General features: G+C 65.4%; 24 protein-coding genes. 11 read left to right on the top strand and 13 right to left on the bottom strand.

Annotated features, from left to right (window positions below):
* Nucleotides 1-36: 36 nt before the first annotated feature.
* From Q0C42_RS20635 to Q0C42_RS20620, 4 genes are read left to right on the top strand one after another with little or no spacing between them, the layout of a single operon-like run.
* The gene (locus Q0C42_RS20635) at nt 37-663 is read left to right on the top strand and encodes a dimethylamine monooxygenase subunit DmmA family protein (protein ID WP_295080641.1); all 627 of its coding nucleotides are present in this window, start codon (nt 37-39) and stop codon (nt 661-663) included.
* Nucleotides 660-1622, top strand: coding sequence for a PDR/VanB family oxidoreductase (locus tag Q0C42_RS20630; RefSeq protein WP_295080638.1), 963 nt, complete (start codon nt 660-662; stop codon nt 1620-1622). Before Q0C42_RS20635 ends, Q0C42_RS20630 begins: the two co-directional genes overlap by 4 nt.
* 9 nt (nt 1623-1631) lie before the next feature.
* A complete protein-coding gene (locus Q0C42_RS20625) occupies nt 1632-2702 on the top strand; it encodes a DUF3445 domain-containing protein (protein ID WP_295080635.1) in 1071 nt (356 codons plus the stop codon).
* On the top strand, nt 2695-3702 hold the full coding sequence (locus tag Q0C42_RS20620) for a GlxA family transcriptional regulator (protein ID WP_295080632.1): 1008 nt from the start codon (nt 2695-2697) through the stop codon (nt 3700-3702). Before Q0C42_RS20625 ends, Q0C42_RS20620 begins: the two co-directional genes overlap by 8 nt.
* Before the next feature lie 39 nt (nt 3703-3741).
* On the opposite strand, the gene Q0C42_RS20615 is transcribed toward Q0C42_RS20620, so the two are convergent.
* Nucleotides 3742-4602 (bottom strand): DMT family transporter, encoded by an 861-nt coding sequence (locus tag Q0C42_RS20615; protein ID WP_295080629.1) that lies wholly within the window; start codon nt 4600-4602, stop codon nt 3742-3744.
* 127 nt (nt 4603-4729) lie between these two features.
* On the opposite strand from Q0C42_RS20615, the gene Q0C42_RS20610 reads away from it, so the two are divergent.
* Both Q0C42_RS20610 and Q0C42_RS20605 read left to right on the top strand, forming a co-directional pair.
* The gene (locus Q0C42_RS20610) at nt 4730-7099 is read left to right on the top strand and encodes a DUF1989 domain-containing protein (RefSeq protein ID WP_295080626.1); all 2370 of its coding nucleotides are present in this window, start codon (nt 4730-4732) and stop codon (nt 7097-7099) included.
* Between the two features lie 87 nt (nt 7100-7186).
* A complete protein-coding gene (locus Q0C42_RS20605; RefSeq protein WP_295080624.1) occupies nt 7187-7570 on the top strand; it encodes a group II truncated hemoglobin in 384 nt (127 codons plus the stop codon).
* Here Q0C42_RS20605 and Q0C42_RS20600 read toward each other — a convergent pair.
* Genes Q0C42_RS20600 through cbiB form a run of 3 tightly spaced genes read right to left on the bottom strand, consistent with a single transcriptional unit; the run spans nt 7567 to nt 10587 of the window.
* Nucleotides 7567-8505, bottom strand: coding sequence for a glycosyltransferase family 2 protein (locus Q0C42_RS20600; RefSeq protein WP_295080622.1), 939 nt, complete (start codon nt 8503-8505; stop codon nt 7567-7569). The two genes, Q0C42_RS20605 and Q0C42_RS20600, sit on opposite strands and share 4 nt — an antisense overlap.
* A complete protein-coding gene (locus Q0C42_RS20595; RefSeq protein WP_295080620.1) occupies nt 8505-9662 on the bottom strand; it encodes a lytic murein transglycosylase in 1158 nt (385 codons plus the stop codon). Before Q0C42_RS20595 ends, Q0C42_RS20600 begins: the two co-directional genes overlap by 1 nt.
* Before the next feature lie 25 nt (nt 9663-9687).
* Complete coding sequence (cbiB, locus tag Q0C42_RS20590; protein WP_295080617.1) at nt 9688-10587, bottom strand: adenosylcobinamide-phosphate synthase CbiB; 900 nt, start codon at nt 10585-10587, stop codon at nt 9688-9690.
* A gap of 221 nt (nt 10588-10808) precedes the next feature.
* On the opposite strand from cbiB, the gene Q0C42_RS20585 reads away from it, so the two are divergent.
* The gene (locus Q0C42_RS20585) at nt 10809-11162 is read left to right on the top strand and encodes a hypothetical protein (RefSeq protein ID WP_295080614.1); all 354 of its coding nucleotides are present in this window, start codon (nt 10809-10811) and stop codon (nt 11160-11162) included.
* Nucleotides 11163-11168: 6 nt separating this feature from the next.
* Here Q0C42_RS20585 and Q0C42_RS20580 read toward each other — a convergent pair whose 3' ends face one another.
* Both Q0C42_RS20580 and Q0C42_RS20575 read right to left on the bottom strand, forming a co-directional pair.
* A complete protein-coding gene (locus Q0C42_RS20580) occupies nt 11169-11702 on the bottom strand; it encodes a L,D-transpeptidase family protein (protein ID WP_295080612.1) in 534 nt (177 codons plus the stop codon).
* On the bottom strand, nt 11699-12871 hold the full coding sequence (locus tag Q0C42_RS20575) for a MalY/PatB family protein (protein WP_295080610.1): 1173 nt from the start codon (nt 12869-12871) through the stop codon (nt 11699-11701). The genes Q0C42_RS20580 and Q0C42_RS20575 overlap by 4 nt, the downstream gene beginning before the upstream one ends.
* Nucleotides 12872-13067: 196 nt before the next feature.
* Between Q0C42_RS20575 and def (Q0C42_RS20570) the strand changes: the two genes are divergently transcribed.
* Genes def (Q0C42_RS20570) through Q0C42_RS20555 form a run of 4 tightly spaced genes read left to right on the top strand, consistent with a single transcriptional unit; the run spans nt 13068 to nt 15257 of the window.
* Entirely contained in the window at nt 13068-13580 is a 513-nt protein-coding gene (gene def / locus Q0C42_RS20570; protein ID WP_295080607.1) for a peptide deformylase, read from the top strand.
* Complete coding sequence (gene def, locus Q0C42_RS20565; RefSeq protein ID WP_295080604.1) at nt 13577-14083, top strand: peptide deformylase; 507 nt, start codon at nt 13577-13579, stop codon at nt 14081-14083. Before def (Q0C42_RS20570) ends, def (Q0C42_RS20565) begins: the two co-directional genes overlap by 4 nt.
* Complete coding sequence (fmt, locus tag Q0C42_RS20560) at nt 14080-14970, top strand: methionyl-tRNA formyltransferase (protein ID WP_295080602.1); 891 nt, start codon at nt 14080-14082, stop codon at nt 14968-14970. Before def (Q0C42_RS20565) ends, fmt begins: the two co-directional genes overlap by 4 nt.
* A 53-nt stretch (nt 14971-15023) precedes the next feature.
* Nucleotides 15024-15257 carry a GlsB/YeaQ/YmgE family stress response membrane protein gene (locus tag Q0C42_RS20555; RefSeq protein ID WP_295080599.1) on the top strand — a complete coding sequence of 78 codons (234 nt, stop codon included), beginning with the start codon at nt 15024-15026 and terminating at the stop codon, nt 15255-15257.
* On the opposite strand, the gene Q0C42_RS20550 is transcribed toward Q0C42_RS20555, so the two are convergent.
* The 7 genes from Q0C42_RS20550 to Q0C42_RS20520 form a co-directional block, all read right to left on the bottom strand.
* Nucleotides 15250-15750, bottom strand: a complete 501-nt coding sequence (locus Q0C42_RS20550; RefSeq protein ID WP_295080596.1) for a transcriptional regulator — start codon at nt 15748-15750, stop codon at nt 15250-15252. The genes Q0C42_RS20555 and Q0C42_RS20550 overlap by 8 nt on opposite strands.
* Nucleotides 15751-15789: 39 nt before the next feature.
* Nucleotides 15790-16425 (bottom strand): trimeric intracellular cation channel family protein, encoded by a 636-nt coding sequence (locus Q0C42_RS20545; protein WP_295080594.1) that lies wholly within the window; start codon nt 16423-16425, stop codon nt 15790-15792.
* On the bottom strand, nt 16422-16880 hold the full coding sequence (rnhA, locus tag Q0C42_RS20540; protein ID WP_295080591.1) for a ribonuclease HI: 459 nt from the start codon (nt 16878-16880) through the stop codon (nt 16422-16424). The genes Q0C42_RS20545 and rnhA overlap by 4 nt, the downstream gene beginning before the upstream one ends.
* A 4-nt stretch (nt 16881-16884) precedes the next feature.
* The gene (locus tag Q0C42_RS20535; protein ID WP_295080587.1) at nt 16885-17346 is read right to left on the bottom strand and encodes a DUF3429 domain-containing protein; all 462 of its coding nucleotides are present in this window, start codon (nt 17344-17346) and stop codon (nt 16885-16887) included.
* 37 nt (nt 17347-17383) lie between these two features.
* On the bottom strand, nt 17384-17845 hold the full coding sequence (locus Q0C42_RS20530; RefSeq protein ID WP_295080584.1) for a hypothetical protein: 462 nt from the start codon (nt 17843-17845) through the stop codon (nt 17384-17386).
* A complete protein-coding gene (gene ispH / locus Q0C42_RS20525; RefSeq protein ID WP_295080581.1) occupies nt 17846-18802 on the bottom strand; it encodes a 4-hydroxy-3-methylbut-2-enyl diphosphate reductase in 957 nt (318 codons plus the stop codon).
* Between the two features lie 125 nt (nt 18803-18927).
* Nucleotides 18928-19365 (bottom strand): VTT domain-containing protein, encoded by a 438-nt coding sequence (locus Q0C42_RS20520; protein ID WP_295080578.1) that lies wholly within the window; start codon nt 19363-19365, stop codon nt 18928-18930.
* Nucleotides 19366-19397 lie beyond the last annotated feature (32 nt).

Raw genomic sequence — 19397 nt, 5'->3', positions numbered from 1 at the left:
CTTCGGGTGGGCCCCTTTCACTTAGGGAAATGCCCCGTGAAAGTTGAACTGACCCCCATTGACGCCCCCTCGATCAAGTCGCGCCCGGTCTATGCGCCGCTGGAGCCGCGTCCGGGAAAGCTGCACGTGATCGTCGCCGATGATGCGGGCGCGGATGCCGTGAATGACATGCTGACCAAGGCGACCAACCGTTCGGAAATCCTGGCCGGCGCGCATGTGATGTACTGCCCAGGCCCGACCGGGACCGACGGGACGGCGAAACTGGAGGCATTGGGTGCGGCGCAGTTCTTCCGCGCCCCCACCATTCCTGCGCTGCTGCCAAGACTTGTTCGGGTGCTGTTGGACGCCCATATGGGAACCCAGTTCTACCTGGCAGGCAGCGAAAGCCTGATCGGTCAGGCGGAACGCGAGATCATGAATACCGGCTTCCCCTTCGCCTCGATCCAGAAGGAACAGCGCGGTTCGACCCTGCGGCGGGTGCAATGCGTGCACTGCAAGGGGATTACCGAGAACGTGGCAACCGACCCGTTCAGATGCAGCCATTGCGGGCTTAGCCTTTTCGTCCGCGATCATTACTCCCGGCGCATGGCCGCCTTCCAGGGCGTGAACATCGATGCCGAGGACCCCGGCCTGGTGCCGGAAAGCGTGGTGAGGTTCAAATGAGCGGGGGTGCGAAACTGCAGGTCCGGGTGGCCGAGGTTGTTGACGTCAACGAACTGATCAAGCGGTTTCGCTTCGTCAGCCGCGATGGCTCGGCGTTGCCGGCGTTTTCGGGCGGCGCGCATACCGTGGTCGAGATGGATGACCACGGGACCCGCAGGCTGAATCCCTATTCACTTATGTCCGACCCCGAGGATCGCTCGGCCTATGAGATCAGTGTCCGGCGGGATGATGTGGGACGTGGCGGCTCGCTTTACATGCACCGGCATGTGGTGACGGGGATGGAGATGACGCTTTCCTACCCGGTCAACCTGTTCCCCTTGGACAACCGGGCGAGGAAACACCTGATGATCGCGGGCGGGATCGGGATCACCCCGTTCCTGGCGCAGATCGCCCAGATCACGCATTTCGGCGGCAAGTTCGAGCTGCATTATTCGGCACGGTCCCCGGCGCTGGGGGCCTATATGGACCGGCTGACGGCGGCGCATCCGGACCGGGTGCATTGCTACTTCGACGACCGGAAGCAGATGATCGACCTGCAGAAGGTCCTGGAAAATCAGCCGATTGGGACGCACCTCTACGTCTGCGGGCCGAAGGGGATGATCAACTGGGTGCTGGCGACGGCCGAGGCCTTGGGCTGGCCCAAGCAGGCGCTGCACCATGAGGAATTCCTTGCGCCAGGTACCGGCCTGCCGTTTCAGGTGGAATTGGCCGCCAGTGGCAAGACGATCACCGTCGGCACGACGCAAAGCCTGCTGGAAGCGATGGAAGCCGCCGGAGTCGACGCGCCTTACCTGTGCCGTGGCGGGGCCTGCGGGCAGTGTGAAACATCCGTTCATAAATGCGACGGCACCATTCTGCACCGCGACCATTGGCTGTCGCCCGAGGAGCATGCCTCGAACCAGAAGATCATGCCTTGCGTTAGCCGCTTCGAGGGCAAGACCCTCGTCATCGACCGATAGGAGACGACGATGAGCCTCGATTTCAAGTTCGCGCCCGATGACTTCGGTGGGTTCTTCCGGGACGAGACGTTCCGCGAGACGTTCACCTACACCAACAGCAATCCGCGCCGATTCCCGTTCCCGTTCGACCGCGACGACTACATGTACTCGGTCAACATGGAGCCGCATGTGCCGGGCCGTCCGGGGACGGTGTTCGAGCATGTGTTCGACGTGGACGAACACTACGTCGCCGAGATGATCGACCGCGCAAAGGTGCTGGCCGAGGACCCGCTGCGCTGCCAGTCGTTGCCGCACATGACGCTGGCGGGCTGGGACGTGCTGGAACTGATCATGGAGGCGAAGGCGCGGGACTATCCGCAGTGGTTCTCGCTGACCAAGGATGGCAACCGTTGGCACTGGGTGAACCGGCCGCTGGGGATCGAACAGTCGTTCACGTTCCTCGACGAGTCCACGCTGCCCTATCCGCCCTTCGAGTACATCATGCGGCAGACCCAAGGCGACTGGACGCTGCAGGACGACCGCGAAGGGACGCTCTGGATGGATGCGGGCATCGCGACCAGTCAGGCCGACTGGTCGGTGGACTTTGACGTCGGCATGAACTTCATGGAATGGCACGCCCCGGTGCCGCTGGCGCATGAGAAGGGAGTTTTCGACCGGGCGCTGAAGTTCCTGCTGAAGCTTCAGCACGGTTCGCCCGTGCGGCGGTTCAACTGGACGATGACGGTGAACCCTTTGCTGGACACTGCGCCGGAGACTTACCCGAAGTGGGGCCCGATGAAGGCCAGCATCACGCCCGAGAATCTTGGGGCCAAGCAGCACCTGCGGGTGGAACTGCAATCGCTGTACCGCCTGCCCCGGTCCAACGCGATCGCCTTCGACATCCGCTGCTACCTGTGCAGCTTCGACCAGATCGTGACCGTCCCGAAATGGGCGCGCCGCCTGCACCGGGTGGTGCGCGACCTGCCGGACGAGTTGGCGACCTACAAGGGCTTCATCCGCAACCGCCCGGCGATGGTGGAGTGGCTGGCGAAACATGACGACGGCACGCCGACTTCGCCCGGCTGGTGGCCCGATGACTGACCGCGGCGGACCTTTGCGGCTGGGGTTCCTGATGTTCCCCGGCTTTCCGATGGCCTGCCTGACTTCGGCCATCGAGCCTTTGCGCGCGGCCAACGAGATCACCGGGCGGCAGGAGTTTGTCTGGAAACTGGTCGCCGAAGCACCAAACCCCGTGCGGTCCAGTGCCGAGATCGGGTTCGATCCGGACGTGACGCTGCAGGATCTGGAGGGGGTGGATCACCTTTACCTCATCTCGCCGCCGACGGCCGAGTATGTCGATCCGCGCCGCAGCCCGGCGAAGCTCCGCTGGCTGGACCGGACCGGGGTGACGCTGGGGGCGTTTTCGGGCGGGATCTTCCCGCTGGCGCGCGCGGGGCTGATGGAGGGGAAACCCTGCTCGGTCCACTGGTGCTATGAGGCCGCGTTCAAGGCCGACTTCCCGGGAATCGAAGCGCGGGAGGTCACCATCCTGCGCGAGGGTCGCCGGATCACCGCAAGTGGTGCAGGTGCCGTGTTCGACCTGATGCTGCGGCTGATCGAGGAGCGGCTCGGTCGAGACTGCATGACCGAGGTCGCCTGCTGGTTCCAGCACCCCTTCGTCCGCGACGCGGATGCCAGCCAGAAAGTCCCGGTTGCGCGGTCGGGGGGCACGACGGACAGCTTGCCCGCGGCCATCCGCGAGGCGATCCGGCTGTTCGAGACCCATGTCGAGGATCCGTTGCGGATCCCGGATGTCGCTGCGGCGGTGGGTCTGTCGGGGCGGCATTTCGAACGCACCTTCAAGCGCGAAACCGGGCAGAGCCCGCTGCGCTACTATCACCATCTGAGGCTGATGAAGGCGCGGCAGCGGGTGCTTTACTCCAACGATTCGCTGCGGGAGATTGCGGCTTCGGTGGGCTACATGACATCCAGCCCGATGATCCGGCATTACACCGAGTTCTTCGGGGTCAGTCCCCGGGACGAGCGGCGGTTGACGCAGACGATGCGCCGCGCGCCGTTGCGGGTCGAGGCCGCGGAATAGGACGCAAGAGTCGGGTGGGCGGTATAGCCCACCCTGCTTTCAGGCCCCCATGATCCCCAGCACGGCAATCCCCCCGAAGACGCAGGCGATGCCCAGCCACTGAACCGGGCGCACAGCCTCGCGCAGGAACCAGGCGGCCAGAAGGACGGTCAGCACTCCGAAAAGCGAGGATGCGACGGACGCGTATTCCGCCTGCGGCAAGCCCCCGGCGGCTATCACCAGACCAAGTGCCACGGCATCGAATGTGCCCATCAAGGCCAGGATCCAGCCTTGTCCCGCCTGAGGCCGCACCGGGGTCCGGCGCCCGAGCGCCAGCCCCAGGATCACCGCCAGCGCCACGACCCGACCGATCAGCATCACCGGAAGCTCCGAGCCCTCCCGCGCTGCCGCTTGTCCCAAGGCGAAGGTCGCAGCAAAGCCGACTGCGGCCAATGCCGCCCAGCCAATCGCTACGCGGGGCGGGGCGGCATAGCCCTCGGGGGCGTCGGACCGCGCGGCAAGGGCGACGATCCCGATGCCAACGACAATTGCGATAACGGCAAGCCAATCCGCCGCTGGCACCTGGCGGCCCTGACCGACAGCGATCAGCAGGGAAAGCATCGGGTAAGCGCCGATCACAGGCGCCACCAGCCGGGCCGGCGCCAGGCTGAAGGCCCGGTAGAGACTGCCGCCTGCCAGGGCATAGGCCACACCCGAGACGACCGCGATTACCCAGGCCTTGGACGTCATGGCGGCCCAGTCCCCGAAGAAGATGGCGAGTGGCAGCAGCACGACGCAGCCCGCTGCAAAGACCACAGCCACCATTGGCAGCAGCGCTGCACCCTGGCTAAGCTTGCGGGCCAGAAAATCGTGGACCGCCCAGATCAGCGCAGCGCCCAGACCAAGGCTTAATGCCAGCATTCTATCGCCTTCCCGTTACCCCGTGCTTGTGCAAGCCTTACCCTGCCGCTATTCTTCTGGATGAACAAGTTTTATCCTCATTAAACTGGTGCGGAGTCTGACGGCCGAATCGCTACGGGGAAATGCCATGCTGGACACGATCTATCCTTCGGTTCCTCCGGGTCCACCGCGACCCTCTCGCATCCTGATTCCGCAGGGGTTTTCGCGGCATCACGGGCAGGAGAGGCATGTGGTCCCCGGTGGCGGTGCGGTCCTGCTGCAACTGATGGTGGGCGATCGGCTGACGCTGGTGAATGACGAGGGCGGTCAGCCGGTGGAGCTGGTGGCGGCTGCCAAGGACGGGCGGATCGACGCGGCGATCCTGGGGCAGGCGGCCAATTCAACCGCCGAAGGTCTGAAGGCCATGCTGGCGGGGGGCGATGAAAGCCTGCGCCGGTTGCACAAAGGGCTTGCGGCGCGGAAGATCGATTTGGCGACCGCGGGGGCGGTGCGGCTCTTTGGGGCTGATACCCCGGCAGGGATGCGGGCCGAACTGGTGGCGCTGGACGAAGGGTGGCTGGTGGTGGCGGCCCCCGGTCTGCCGATGGCGCCCGAGGCGCAGGATACGGCGACGCCGGTGACGCTGCAGGTCCAGCGCGCCACGCCGCGGCTGGTCGGGAACTACGATCTGCCCGATCCGCTGGCCGACCCGATCCTGGACCTGCGGGTCAAGTCGGCGACGGCCGAAAGCTATTTCGTCAAGGCGGGGGATTACATCCAGATCCTGGACGTCGACGGACGCCAATGCACCGACTTCCAGTGCTTCGATGCGCGGAAGCTGGACAAGGGCATCCAGCACGCCCTGGACGTGACCACCAGCCGCACGTTGATGGGTCACGCCTATTCGATGCCCGGCCTGCATTCGAAGTACTACGATCAGGACTGGGTGCCGCTGGTCGAAGTGGTGCAGGACACGGTAGGTCGGCACGACGCTTTCGCGATGGCCTGCGCGTCGAAATACTATGACGACATCGGCTATCCGGGGCATGTGAACTGCTCGGACAACTTCAACATCGCGCTGGCGAAGCATGGGATCGATCCTCGGCCCGGCTGGATGGCGGTGAACCTGTTCTTCAACACCAACATCGACGCCCATGGCGTTCTGATCAGCGACGAGCCGTGGTCGAGGCCCGGTGACTATGTCCTGTTCCGCGCGCTGACCGACATCGTCTGCGTGAACTCGGCCTGCCCGGATGACACTTCTCCGGCGAACGGCTGGTACCTGTCGGACATCCACGTTCGCACCTATTCCGGGGCCGAGACCTTCTCGCGTTCCATCGCCTATCGCCCCACGCCCGCTTCGGAGCCGAAGATGACCAAGGAAACCGCCTTCCACGACCGGATCAGCCAGAAGACCCGGAACGTGGTGGAGTACAAAGGCTACTGGCTGCCGCAGGCCTATTCGTCGAACGGTGCCTTGGAGGAATACTGGGCCTGCCGTCAGGCAGCCGTGGTGCTGGACCTGTCGCCCTTGCGCAAGTTCGAGGTGACCGGCCCGGATGCCGAGGCGCTGATGAACTGGGTGCTGACCCGCGACATGAAGAAGCTGAGCCAAGGCCAGGTTGTCTATTCCGCGATGTGCTACGACCACGGCGGGATGATCGACGACGGCACCGCCTTCCGGCTGGGCCGCGACAACTTCCGCTGGATCGGCGGGGATGACTATGGTGGCGTCTGGATCCGCGAGCAGGCGGAAAAGCTGGGGCTGAAAGCTATGGTGCGGTCCTCGACCGACCAGCTGCACAATCTGGCGGTCCAGGGGCCGAACAGCCGCGAGATCATCAAGCGGATGATCTGGACTGCGCCGCACCAGCCGACGATCGAGGAGCTGGGCTGGTTCCGCTTCACCGTGGGCCGGTTGGGTGGGCCGTCGGGGGCGCCGGTGGTGGTGTCGCGGACGGGGTATACCGGTGAGCTGGGGTTCGAGGTCTTCTGTCATCCGAAGGACGGGTCGGCGGTCTATGACGCGGTCTGGGCCAATGGCGAGGATCTGGGGCTGCGGCCGATGGGCCTGGCCGCGCTGGACATGGTGCGGATCGAGGCGGGGCTGATCTTCGCGGGCTACGATTTCAGCGACCAGACCGACCCCTTCGAGGCCGGGATCGGCTTCACCGTGCCGCTGAAGTCCAAGACCGACGACTTCGTGGGCCGCGACGCACTGATCCGGCGGAAAGAGCATCCGTCACGGAAGTTCGTGGGGCTGGAGATCGACAGCAACGTGGACGTGGGTCACGGCGATTGCCTGCACGTCGGGCGGGCTCAGGTGGGGGAGGTGACCTCCTCTGTCCGCTCACCGATCCTGGGCAAGAACATCGCGCTCGCGCGGGTCGACGTGGCGCACGCGGAGGTTGGCACGGCGCTGGAGATCGGCAAGCTGGACGGTCAGCAGAAACGGCTGCCGGCGGTGATCGTGGGTCTTTCGCACTACGACCCGAAGAAGACGCGGCCGCAGAGCTGAGGGTCCGGACTTTTTGAAAAGTCCGGTTCGGAGCCTTCAAAGGCTCCGGTTCGATTTCTTTGAAGAAATCGGGGAGAGGAGGATGCGATGGAGCCGATGATCGACCGGATCGGGGGCGAAGAGCAGGTTCATCTGTTGGTGAACCACTTCTACGACCTGATCGAGACCGTGCCGCAGGGCCGCACGATCATGGAGATGCATCTCAAGGGCCACGGGCTGTCCCATGTGCGGCCCGAGCAGTTCAACTTTCTCTGCGGCTTCTTCGGCGGGCGGCGCTACTATCACGAGCTGCACGGCCATATGAACCTGCGCGAGATCCACGCGCATGTGGAGATCCGCCGCCAGGACGCAGAGGATTGGCTGGCAGTCATGGACCGCGCGATGATCGAGACTGCCGTGGGAGAGAAGGAGCGGGGGGAGATCATGGCGACCTTCCGCAGGGCTGCGCTGATGCTGGTGAACGTGACCTAGGTGGGGCGGCCCGCCTGCATCCCTCCCGCGCCCGGATGCCCGTCGCGCAGGGCCTGGACCTTCTGACGCAGGCCGAGGTCTGCAAGGACAACCCGCCCCACAGCCGCCAGCTCGTCCCGCAGATCGGTGGGCAGGACCTGGGTGCGGCGGTAGAAGCGGTCGATTTCCTCGGGCGGGGATTCGGCCAGGAAGGCCTGCAATTCGGGGCGAAACTGGTAGGCGCCCTTGGTCATGCGGAACGTTAGCCGCGCCAGCCAGTCGGCGCGGTCCTGGGCGTGGAAGTGCAGAAGTTTCATTTCGGGCTGCCAGTCGGGGGTCTGCACGAACTCCTTGTTCACCATCACAGCATGGAGGCGGGGCAAAAGGCCCGGAACACGGGTGCGGTAGATCACCTTGCCGACGGTATGGGACAGCATCCCGTCGCGGATCACCTTGCGGTAAGGTCCCAACGCCGCCCGGCGGCGGGGCCAGTGTTCATGCCGAAGCGCCCCGCGGAATTCGCGCGCGGTGTAGATGTCGTCGGGCAGAAGGGGGTCGTGCATCGCCTCGAAGGGTTCAAGCTTCATGGCGATGGTTTCGGCCGGTGTCTCATCCAGGATCGTGGCCACCGGCCGCGGGGTCAGGATGAACTCGTCCACGTCGATGTGGACGATCCAGTCCGAGGTCACCTTGTCGCGGTAGGTGTAACGGGCGTTGTGGGTCTGGCGGTTCTGGTGTTGCGGCGGGCGTGGCTTGCCGACGCGGGTCCAGTGCGGCTCGTCGCAAGGGGTCACGCTGACTCGGGGGTGGTCTACCAGCGGGGCAGGGATCGGTTGGGTGGGGTCGTCGAAGTAGAGCCAGACCTGATCGGCCCCCAGCGCCAGGTGATGCGCCACGAAGGCCAGCACCTTCTCCTCTGTCGCCTTCACGGTCGAGACGACGCCCCAGCTCGCCATCAAAGCGCGTCCAGCAGATCGCGCGTGGGCCAGCCGTCAGCGGGAAGGCCGAGGCGAAGCTGTTCCTTCTGCACCGCCGTCCGGGTGCCCGCGCCAAGGATGCCGTCGACCTTGCCGACGTCATGGCCAAGCGTGGCAAGCTTTTCCTGCAGGGCGGTCATCTCTTCGGGTGCGAGAGCCGGATCGGGGTTGCCCGCCGCATAAGGCTCGGCCCCTTCGATGCGCGTGCCGAAATAGGCGGCGGTGGTGACGTAGATGAAGCTCTTGTTCCATTCGAAGAGCACGCGGAAGTTCGGATAGGCCAGGAAGGCCGGTCCGTTGCGGCCCTGTGGCAGCAGGATCGAGGCCGGAAGCCCATGTGCCAGGGCGCCGTTGCGCGGAGTGACCCCAAGAGCGGACCAGTCCGAGGTTGGCTTTTCCGTATCAAGGCCGGTCAACGACCAATCGAAATCCTGGGGCAGGGTGACTTCTGCCAGCCAGGGCTCACCCGGCCGCCAGCTGTGGTGCTGCAGCATCCGCGCGCCCGACAGGATGGCGTCCGCTTCGGATGTCTTCAAGAGGATCAGCCCGTCGCCATCGCCGTCCACGCCGCGTTCCAGGATGTCCTTCGGCAGCATCTGGACCATGCCGATCTCGCCCGCCCAAGCCCCGGTGGTGTCGAGGTCGAATTCATCCAGCGCATGAAGCTGAGCGGCCGCCAAGACCTGAGGCTGGAACAACTCGGGCCGGCGGCAGTCATGGGCGAGGGTCAGCAGCGCGTTGCGGGTGTTGAAATCGCCCTGCACCTGGCCGAAGTCGGTCTCGAAGGCCCAGAAGGCCAGCAGGATCCCGCGCGAGACGCCGTATTCGGTTTCGGCCCGGGTGAAGATGTCATCCAGGCTTTCGGACTTTGCCCGGGCGGTGGACAGGCGACCTTTCGAGATCAGCGACTGCGAGAAGTCGAGGAAGGTCTTGCGGAAGACGCCCTGGCTGCGGTCGGCCTTCAGAACCTTCGGGTCCTGACGAGCGTTCGCGAAGAACTCGGCAGCCTTGTCGGCTGGAACGCCGGAGGCGACGGCCTCGGCTTCCATTGCCTGAAGAAAACCGGCGAAGTCGCCACCGCACGGTGCCGCAGCGACGGGTGTGGCGATCAGCAAGGCAAAAAGGGCGGCGCGCATGAATTCTCCGAAAGTTTCGGAGAAGTTAGGTGAGCGCCGCCAGAACGGCAACCGCAAGGAGCACCGCCCAGACCCGCCACAGCGCGTCAGCAGCGGCATCGATGTCATCGGGACCCGGATCGCGACGCCCCTCGGGCCAGACCCAGGGATAGTCCTTGCGAAGCCCGTTGTAGCTGCGGGGGCCGGAGAGGGCGACGTTCAGGACTGGGGCCATCGCGCTTTCGGGCCAGCCTGCGTTCGGGCTGCGGTGCTTGGGCGCGTCGCGCAGGATCGGCGCGGGATCGACCCACCCATGGCTCAGCGCGATGAAGAGCGCCGTCAGGCGGGCGGGGATCAGGTTCAGCACGTCATCCAGACGCGCAGAAGCCCAGCCGAAGTCTTTGTAGCGGGGCGTCAGGTGGCCGATCATGCTGTCGGCAGTGTTGACCAGCTTGTAGGCCAGGATGCCGGGCACACCCAGGACCAGATACCAGAAGACCGGTGCCACAACCCCGTCAGACAGGTTCTCGGCCGCGCTTTCGATCGCCGCGCGGCTGATGTCCGGCCCGGTCATCTCGGCCGTGTCACGACCGACGATCATGGCGACGGCTTTGCGGCCCTCGGGAATGGAGCGGCGCAGGGCGGTGGCCACGGCGCGGACGTGTTCCACCAGCGACTTCTGCGCCACGAGGATGGCGACCGCGAGGACCTCTATGGCGCCGTGGTCGGGGATGAGGTGGATCAGCCAGCCCAGGATCAGGCCCGTCAGCAGCAGGCCAGCGGCGACCAGCGTACCCTTCAGTTTCAGATCACCATCGCGGTTGAAACGCTGATCGCACCAGGCCACCAGCCGACCCATCAGGACTGCCGGATGTGGCAGGCGGTCCCATAGCCAGCGGGGCTCGCCGAAGGCCGCGTCAAGGAGAAGGGCTGCAATCAGGATCATGACGCTGGCTATCGGCGGCGGCCCGCTGATTCGCAAGCGGCCGCGGAACTTTCTGCGCTTTCGCTGCGCAGCATGGGTCGCGCCTCGGCGGGGCAACCTCAGGTTGTGCAAACCTGTGTCTTTGCCGACATGCGGCATTTACATTGGGGTAATACCCTTGTGCCAACTTGATTTTGTTCGCGCCCGCTTCAGAATTAGAAGCGGGGAGAGGTGAGGCTGCCATGCTTGAATTTCTGCCGCCATATGTGCGCGAGGGGCTTGAAGCTGCTCGCAAGAAAGAAATGAAGCGCAAGTCGCGGCTTCGAGTCGAAGTGGGCAATGCCGTCTTTCCGGTGCTGCGCTTCTGGCACGACGGCTTTGCGCTGGATGCCGATTTCTCGCCCGGAAAACTGCGCGGGTTGGTCGATGTCTATGACGGCTCGCGCCACGTGTTCCAGTGCCTGATCATGGCCTCCAGCATCGAGAATGGTGAACTGGTCTGCGACTTCAAGCGGGCAACCGCGGTGTCGGACCGGGCGCCGCTGGACTTCTGGCGCGACGAGAATGCGCCGGTCGGGTATCTGCCAAAAGCCTGAAAGGCCTTAGGGCTGGATCTCGACCTTGGTGCCGATCGGGGTGACGGCCCAGATTTCCCGCATCTCGGCATTGGTGACGGCGATGCAGCCGGCAGTCCAGTCGCCCTCTATCTTCAGCCCTTCGGGAAGCGCATTCGGCTGGCCGTGGATGAAGATGTCTCCTCCGGGCGAATAGCCGCCTGCCGCCGCCTGGCGGATGTCTTCGGTCCTGGGATAATCCAGGCCCACCGAAAGATGAAAGGCGCTTTCAGAGTTTCGGCGGTCAATGGTGAATTCGCCTTCGGGGGTCTTGCCGTCGCCCTGTCGGGTCTTGTCGCCCTCGGGCGTGAAGCCGAGAGCGATCTGATAGGTGCGGACGGGTTCGCCATCCTGGAACAGCTGCATCCGCCGGGCGGCCCTTTCGATCACGACAAGGTCGACCTGACCGGTCAGTGGAGGCGGGGGCGGCAGCGGCCGCATCGGGCTGTAAAGCGACGCCGCGATGAAGCCCAGCCCAACCAGGATGCAAAGATACAGAAAGAGCCGAAGGAACCGGATCATTGCAGGTCGGCGAAGGCCCTTTCCAGCCGGGCGACTGCCTCGACCACCTGAACGCGCGGGCAGGCAAGGTTGAAGCGCAGGAACGTCTCGCCCCCGGTGCCGAAGGCTGATCCGTGGTTGGTGGCGATCTTGGCCTGCTTCTCGACCCGTTCGATGAACTCCTGCGGGGCCATGCCCGTGCCGGAGAAGTCGACCCAGGCCAGGTAGGTGGCCTCCAGCGGTGTGGACTTCAGGCCGGGGATCTTCGCGATACCCGCATCGAAAAGCTTCCGGTTGCCGTCCAGGTAGCGCATCAGCGCATCGACCCAGGCCGCACCGTCGGGCGAATAGGCGGCGGTCGCCATGTGCATCCCGAAGGAGTTGGGCGCTATTCCCATCGAATTGATCGTGCCCCCGAAGGCCTTGCGCAAAGCGGGGTCGGCAATGATGACGTTGCCGATATGCGCGCCGGCGATGTTGAAGGTCTTCGTCGTGGCGGTCATCATCACCAGCCGGTCGGCGATCTGCGGGGCGGCAAGCGCCATCACGGTGTGCTTCTGGCCGGGGAAGACGAGGTCATGGTGGATTTCGTCCGACACCAGGATCAGGTCGTGCTTGACGCAGAAATCGGCGATCTGGCGAAGCTCGTCCACCGTCCAGACCCGGCCGCCGGGGTTGTGCGGAGAACACAGGATCAGCATCTTCTCGCGGCCGGTCAGATGCTTTTCCCAAGCCGCCGTATCGACCTGCGCCAGGCCGTCCTGCAGGGTCAACGGACATTCGATGACGTCGCGCCCCGCCGCTTTGATCACGCGCGCGAAGGCGTGGTAGACCGGGGTCATCAGGATGACCGCATCGCCGGGCTGGGTGTAGCTGTGGATGCAGAGCGCCGTGCCGTTGACCAGGCCGTGGGTGGTGAAGATCCAGTCTGCCTGAACCTCCCAGCCGTGGCGGGTCGCCATCCACCAGCGGATCGCGTCCAGATACGCCCGGTCATCTCCGAAATAGCCGTAGACCCCGTGGTCTAGCATCTTCTGCAACGCGTCCTGCACCACCTGCGGCGGCTTGAACTCCATGTCCGCGACCCACATGGCGAGGCCCTCGTCGGGCTTCATGCCGTAAAGCGGTTCCAGCATGTCCCACTTGACGCAATGGGACCCGGTGCGGGAGATGGGAGTGTCAAAGGTCATGTCTGTCGGCCTGTTGGTTGGGATGTTCATCCGATTATTCCATCATCGACGGGATGTCATCCCAAATTCACCCAATATCTTGGAACTAACGTCCAATAAGGACGGTAAATACAGAACAAAACGCCCGCTGCGTTTCTGCGGGGGCCTGAACCGCGTTCCTCTTGCCATCTTGGGCCCGCTTTCGTAGATCGCTTTCATGATCCGCCCTATCCTGATCCATCCTGACCCGCGCCTCAAGAAGGTCTGCGACCCTGTGGCTGAAATCACGCCAGAGGTCCGGCAACTGGCCGCCGACATGCTGGAGACGATGTACGATGCCCCCGGCATCGGGCTGGCCGCGCCGCAGATCGGGGTCACGAAACGGGTCATCGTGATGGATTGCATCAAGGAGGGCGACCCGGAGCCGATCGCGCTGGTCAACCCCGAGATCCTGTGGTCCTCGGAGGACCTGTCGGTCTACGAGGAAGGCTGCCTGTCGATCCCCGAGCAGTATGCCGACGTGAAGCGCCCGGCCGAGGTGCAGGTCCGCTGGCTGGGCCTGGATGGACAGCCGCAGGAACGGCAGTTTGCGGGTCTGTGGGCGACCTGCGTGCAGCACGAAATCGACCATCTGGATGGCAAGCTTTTCATCGATTACCTGGGACCGCTGAAGCGCCAGATGATCACGCGGAAGATGGAAAAGCTGAAGCGGGAACGGGCGCGGGCGTGACCAGAGTCCGGCGTTGCTTGCCTTGGCCTGCGGCAGTGTTGCGGACGCCGGCGGCGGATGTGGCTGCGATCACCAATGAGGTGCGCGCGCTATGGTCCGACATGATCGACACGATGGACGCGATGCCGGGCTACGGTCTGGCGGCTGTCCAGATCGGCGTGGCCTTGCGCCTGGCGGTCGTGGATTGCTCTGAAAGTCGGGGGCAGGCCGTGCGGATGGCCAACCCCGAGGTGCTGCATGCCAGCGTCCAGCTTCGAGAACATGAGGAAGCCTCACCCAACCTGCTGGGGGTGTCTGCGGTCATTCAGCGGCCGCGGGCGGTGACCGTGCGATTCCTCAATGCCGAGGGAGCGGTCGAGGAGCGGGATTTCGTCGGGCTGTGGGCCACGTCGGTGCAGCACCAGATCGACCACCTTGCGGGCAGGATGTACTTTGACCACCTGTCGCCCCTGAAGCGGAAGATGCTGATCGCCCGCGCTCAGAAGCTGGGGCGTCAAAGATGAAAATCGTTTTCATGGGAACACCGGAGTTCTCGGTCCCCGTCCTCGACGCCCTGCACCTGCACCATGAGATCGTGGCGGTCTACTGCCAGCCGCCGCGCCCGGCAGGGCGGGGCAAGGCGGACCGGCCCAGCCCGGTTCAGGCGCGGGCCGAGGCTTTGGGGCTGCCGGTGCGGCACCCGGTTTCCTTGCGCAATGCCGAAGCGGTGGCCGAGTTTGCTGCACTGGGGGCTGACGTGGCCGTCGTGGTCGCTTACGGTTTGATCCTGCCGCAAGCCGTGCTGGATGCCCCGCGGCTGGGCTGTCTGAACATCCACGCCTCGCTTCTGCCGCGTTGGCGGGGTGCGGCGCCCATTCACCTGGCGATCATGGCCGGCGACCACGAAACCGGGGTCTGCATCATGCAGATGGAGGCGGGGCTGGACACCGGGCCGGTCCTGTTGCGCGAGACGGTGACGATCGGGGCCGAAGAGACGACCGCGGACTTGCATGACCGCCTTTGCATCTTGGGGGCGCGGCTGATCATCGAGGCGTTGCAGCGCCTGCCGCTGCCCGCTGTCCCGCAACCCACCGAGGGCGTGACCTATGCCGCCAAGATCGACAAGGCCGAGGCGCGGGTGGACTGGACCCGCCCGGCGGTCGAAGTGGACCGGCTGATCCGGGGCCTCTCGCCGTTTCCGGGGGCCTGGACCCAGGTCAACGGCGAACGGGTGAAGCTGCTCCGCTCGCGTCTGGCAGAGGGTCAAGGCGCACCGGGGCAGGTGATGCACGGCTTCACCGTGGCTTGCGGTGACGGCGCGGTCGAGATCACCGAAGCGCAGCGCGAAGGCAAGCGGCCGATGCCCGCGACCGAGATCCTGCGCGGTCTGATTTTGCCTGAGACACTATAGCGCAGGGGGCAAAGGGTTCCCATATTCCGCAGACTGGAATGGGGAGGGACACCATGCCGCTTGTCGCACTTCTGGTCGTCGGGGTTGCCGTGGGCTTTCTGGCCTCGCGCCTGCTGAAGGTGAATCTGGACACTCCGTCCACCATCGCCTTGGGCGTGCTGGGCGCGCTGATTGGCGGTCTGGTGCTGCGCGGGCTGACGATGCTGACCGGGATCGGCGCGGGCTTCGTCGGTGCGTTTCTGGGCGCCCTGATCCTGATCTGGGCCTGGAAGACCTACGCTAAGTAAGCCGCTTCACCGCGTCCTTCAGGCGGAAGGCGGGCTCACCTGCAGCGGACCACAGGGCCTGACCTTGCCATGCGGCGAAGAGAAGCGCGGCACTTTCGCGGGACTTGGGCGTATTGCCCAACCGGTGGGCCAATGCCGTTTCGACCGCAGCGCGCCAGCCAGTGGCGCGGGCGGCAAGATCAGGGAAGCGCAGGTCACCCGCGACTGCCCCGGCATCCACCGGCCCGATGGCCTTGAGCAGGCCCTGCGGCCCCTTGTCGGCTGTACCCGCAATCGCCAGGGCGGTCCGATGCTCCACTTCGTCCCAGAAGGCCAGTCGCGCAGCGCGGACCATGCCGTCGCGGCTGCCGTAACGCTGCACCAGAGTCGGCGGAGCCAGACCGGTGGTGGCCGACACGCTGCCGAAGGACACCGCCTTGTCGCCACCCCGGTCCAGCAAACGCTGGATCGCAGCAAAGACGTGGGTGTCAGGAATAACGCGGGTACGAGGCATGTCGGAACGGTAAACGAATGTTCGTTCACCTGACAAGCCTTAGCGTTTGGGGGCCCCCGGGCTGGGCGGCAGGGAACGGTAGACCGGAAGACGCCAGCCAAGCGCGATGCTTCCTGCCCGCAGCGTGAAGACCAGCGCCGCGCAGATCAGCAGCGACAGGCCATCGCCAAGTCCGGCAATCCGGGCCAGGACCGCGCCCAGCGATCCTGCAAGGGCGCAGGTGGCGTAAAGCTCGCCCTGTTTCAGGACCAGCGGGACTTCGTTGCAGACCACGTCGCGCATGAGGCCGCCGAGACAGCCGGTGATCATCCCCATGACCAGGACGATCGGCCACGCCTGTGCCTCGGCCAGCGCCACGGCGACCCCGGCGGGGACGGCGATGGCAAGGGCTGCGGCGTCAAACCAGAGAAGCGCGCGGTAGCGGCTTTCAAGAAGGTGGGCGGTGAAGAAGACCAGCACGGCGGCCAGTGTGGCGACACCCAACGTGAGGGGATCGGCGACCCAGAAGACCTCGCGGTTGAGGATGGCGTCGCGCAGGGTGCCACCGCCGACGGCGGTCAGGCAGGCGATGAAGATGAAGCCGACAATATCCAGTTGCGACCGGCTGGCCGCCAGCGCCCCCGTCAGCGCGAAGACCAGCACCGAGGCATAGTCCAGCGCGTCCAGCAACGTCATGCCGAGCCCTTGAACGGGGCCATCCCCGCTCGGGCCAACTCGTCGGCGCGTTCGTTCTCGGCGTGGCCGGCGTGGCCCTTGATCCAGCGCCAGGTCACGCTATGCGTGGCGGCGGCAGCTTCAAGCCTTTGCCAAAGCTCCACGTTCTTGACCGGAGAGCCTCCGGCGGTCCGCCAGCCCTTGCGCTTCCACCCGGCGATCCAGTCGGTGATCCCGTTCTTCACATAGGCGCTGTCGGTGACGATGGTCAGTTCGGTCGGGCGCGTCAGCGCCTCCAGCGCCGAGATGGCGGCCAGAAGCTCCATCCGGTTGTTGGTGGTCAGTTGCTCGCCGCCTTGCAGGGTGCGTTCCTTGACGACGACGCCGTTTTCGCGCGCGACCATCAGCACGCCCCAGCCGCCGGGACCGGGGTTTCCGGAACAGGCGCCGTCGGTATAGGCATAAAGCTCGGGCATGGGGTCAGGCCTGCAAGGGGATGGCGAGGCAGCCAAGGACGACGACGGTCAGCATCACCCGCAGCCGCAGCCACCAGCGTGGCGCAAGGCCCCAAGCCTGGAACATCGCGTCAAGGAGGAGGAGACCGACGAAGCCCGCGGCCAGGAAGATCGCCGAGGTGTCCGAAGCGTCCGAGACCATGAAGAACACCCAGAGCGCGGGGATGACCGACAGGGTGTAGGCGAGGGCGGCATCGCGGCCTTCGGTCTTGGTGGCGAAACCCCACAGAACGCCGGACATGAAGGATAGGATGACGGTGCCGTAGGTCAGCCCGACGTAAGAGCCAAGGAACATCGGCTGCATGAACTGACCGGCCCAGGCAGAGAGGCCGGGCGAAAGATGCGTGGCGGCCGACCAGACAAAGGGGATCAGCCCGGCAAGGCCGAGAAGGAGCGCAGGGCGGGGGATGCGGGCGTCATCAATCATGCGACTGATCTAGCCTGCCCGCGCCGACAAGGCCAGATCAGTCCGGGTCCATGAAGCGGTCGAAGCGGGGCGGAATGGCTGCGGCAATCGCGTCAAGGACCTTGCCCACCCGTTCGACATCAGCGGTGGCAGGGTGCGGCAGAAGGTCGATCTTCTTGCCATCCAGGTAGACCGCGCCGCCCGTCAGCCCACCGCCGACGACGATCTCCTCGGCCTCGCGGGCGGGTTTTTCGGCCAGACCGCTTTCGGTCGCCGCCTGTCGGATCGCGGCCAAGGCGTCTTGGGCTACCGTGGCGCGGCGGGTCTTGCAGTAGGGGCCTTCGGTTTCGTACCCCGTGCAGTGCTTCAGGGTCAGATGCCCGTCGGTCAGGATCGAAACGGTCGTGTCCCAGGCGTATTCCGGCGGAAGGCTGCCGGAGTCGGTCTGGTACTCGGCGAGCACGTCCTGCGCATGGACGGGCAGGGACAAGGCGAACAGGAAGGCGACGGGCTTCAGCATTCAGGCGGGCTCTCGAAGGATGCGGGGGACCTTGAATTCGATGTCCTCGACGGCCGTTTCGACGAGGTCCACGGTGACCTGATAGCGGGCGCGGAAGGCGTCGATGACTTCGTTGACCAGAACCTCGGGGGCGCTGGCCCCGGCGGTCAGGCCGATGGCCCGGGCGGTAGCGAGCGCGCGCCAGTCGATGTCGGTCGCGCGCTGGATCAGCATGGAGTAGGGGCAACCGGCGGCGGAGCCGACCTCGACCAGACGCTTGGAGTTCGAGGAGTTGGGGGCGCCGATCACGAGGAGGGCGTCGATCTTCGGGGCGACGGCCTTCACGGCGGCCTGACGGTTCGTGGTGGCGTAGCAGATGTCGTCGTGGGCCGGGGCGTGGATGAGGGGGAAGCGGGCCTTCAGGGCGGCGGCGATCTCGGCGGTGTCGTCGACCGAAAGAGTGGTCTGGGTGATGAAGGCGAGCTTGGCCGGGTCGCGGACGTGCAGGGTGGCGACGTCGGCGACGGTTTCGACGAGGAGGACCTCGCCTTCCGGAAGCTGGCCCATCGTGCCGACCGTCTCGGGGTGGCCGTCGTGGCCGATGTAGATCATCTGGGTGCCGGCCTCGTGGTGGCGGGCGGCTTCGTTGTGGACCTTGGTGACGAGGGGGCAGGTGGCGTCGACGGCGATCATCTGGCGGCGGCTTGCTTCGGCGGGGACAGCCTTGGGGACACCGTGGGCGGAAAAGACGACGGGCCGGTCGGTGGGGCAGTCGTCCAGTTCCTCGACGAAGATGGCACCCTGGGCCTTCAGGGCGTCGACGACGAACTTGTTGTGGACGATCTCGTGGCGGACGTAGACGGGGGCGCCCCATTTCTGGATCGCCATCTCGACGATCTTGATCGCGCGGTCCACCCCGGCACAGAAGCCGCGGGGTGCGGCGAGGTAAAGGGTGAGCGGGGGCAGATCGGGGGGCATCGGCGGCTCCGGCTGGGCGGTTGGCACAGACTTAAGGGCTGGCGGGTTGTCCGTCCAGTCCCGCGCGTGGCGCATGTAGCGGGACCAGAGATTCCAACGGGTTGGCTGCGGGCGTTAGGCTGGCATTAACCAGCGACCGCCCCCAATGCCGCAGCGCCGAGCCAGCCCAGAACGATGTAGCGGCCGGTCTTGGCGAGGGCCACCAGCGTTAGAAACACCGCAAACCGCACCCGCAGGACACCGGAGAGAGCCACGATCATGTCGCCGAAGGGCGCCCAGGACAGAAGGAGCAACCAGAGGCCCCAACGGCCCCACCAGCGCTCGGCGCGGGCCATCTGGACGGGTTTCAAAGGAAACCAGCGGTGGTCGCGCTGTTCGGAAAGCCAGCGGCCAAGCGCATAGGTCACGCAGGACCCCAGCGTGTTGCCGATGGAGGCGACGACGATAAGGGCAAAGGTCTCCCACCCGGCGGCCTGCATCCCCAGGAAGACCAGTTCGGACTGGAAGGGAACGGGCGTCGCGGCAAGGAAGGCGGCGAGAAACAGGCCTGCGAGGGCAATCATGACCGGAACCCCCGTGTCCCGGTCACGACTGT

The sequence above is a fragment of the Tabrizicola sp. genome (assembly GCF_022842145.1).
In the GTDB taxonomy this organism is placed as follows: domain Bacteria; phylum Pseudomonadota; class Alphaproteobacteria; order Rhodobacterales; family Rhodobacteraceae; genus Tabrizicola.
The sequence above is the reverse complement of the archived record's forward strand: the minus strand, read 5'-3'. Positions and strand labels throughout refer to the sequence as shown.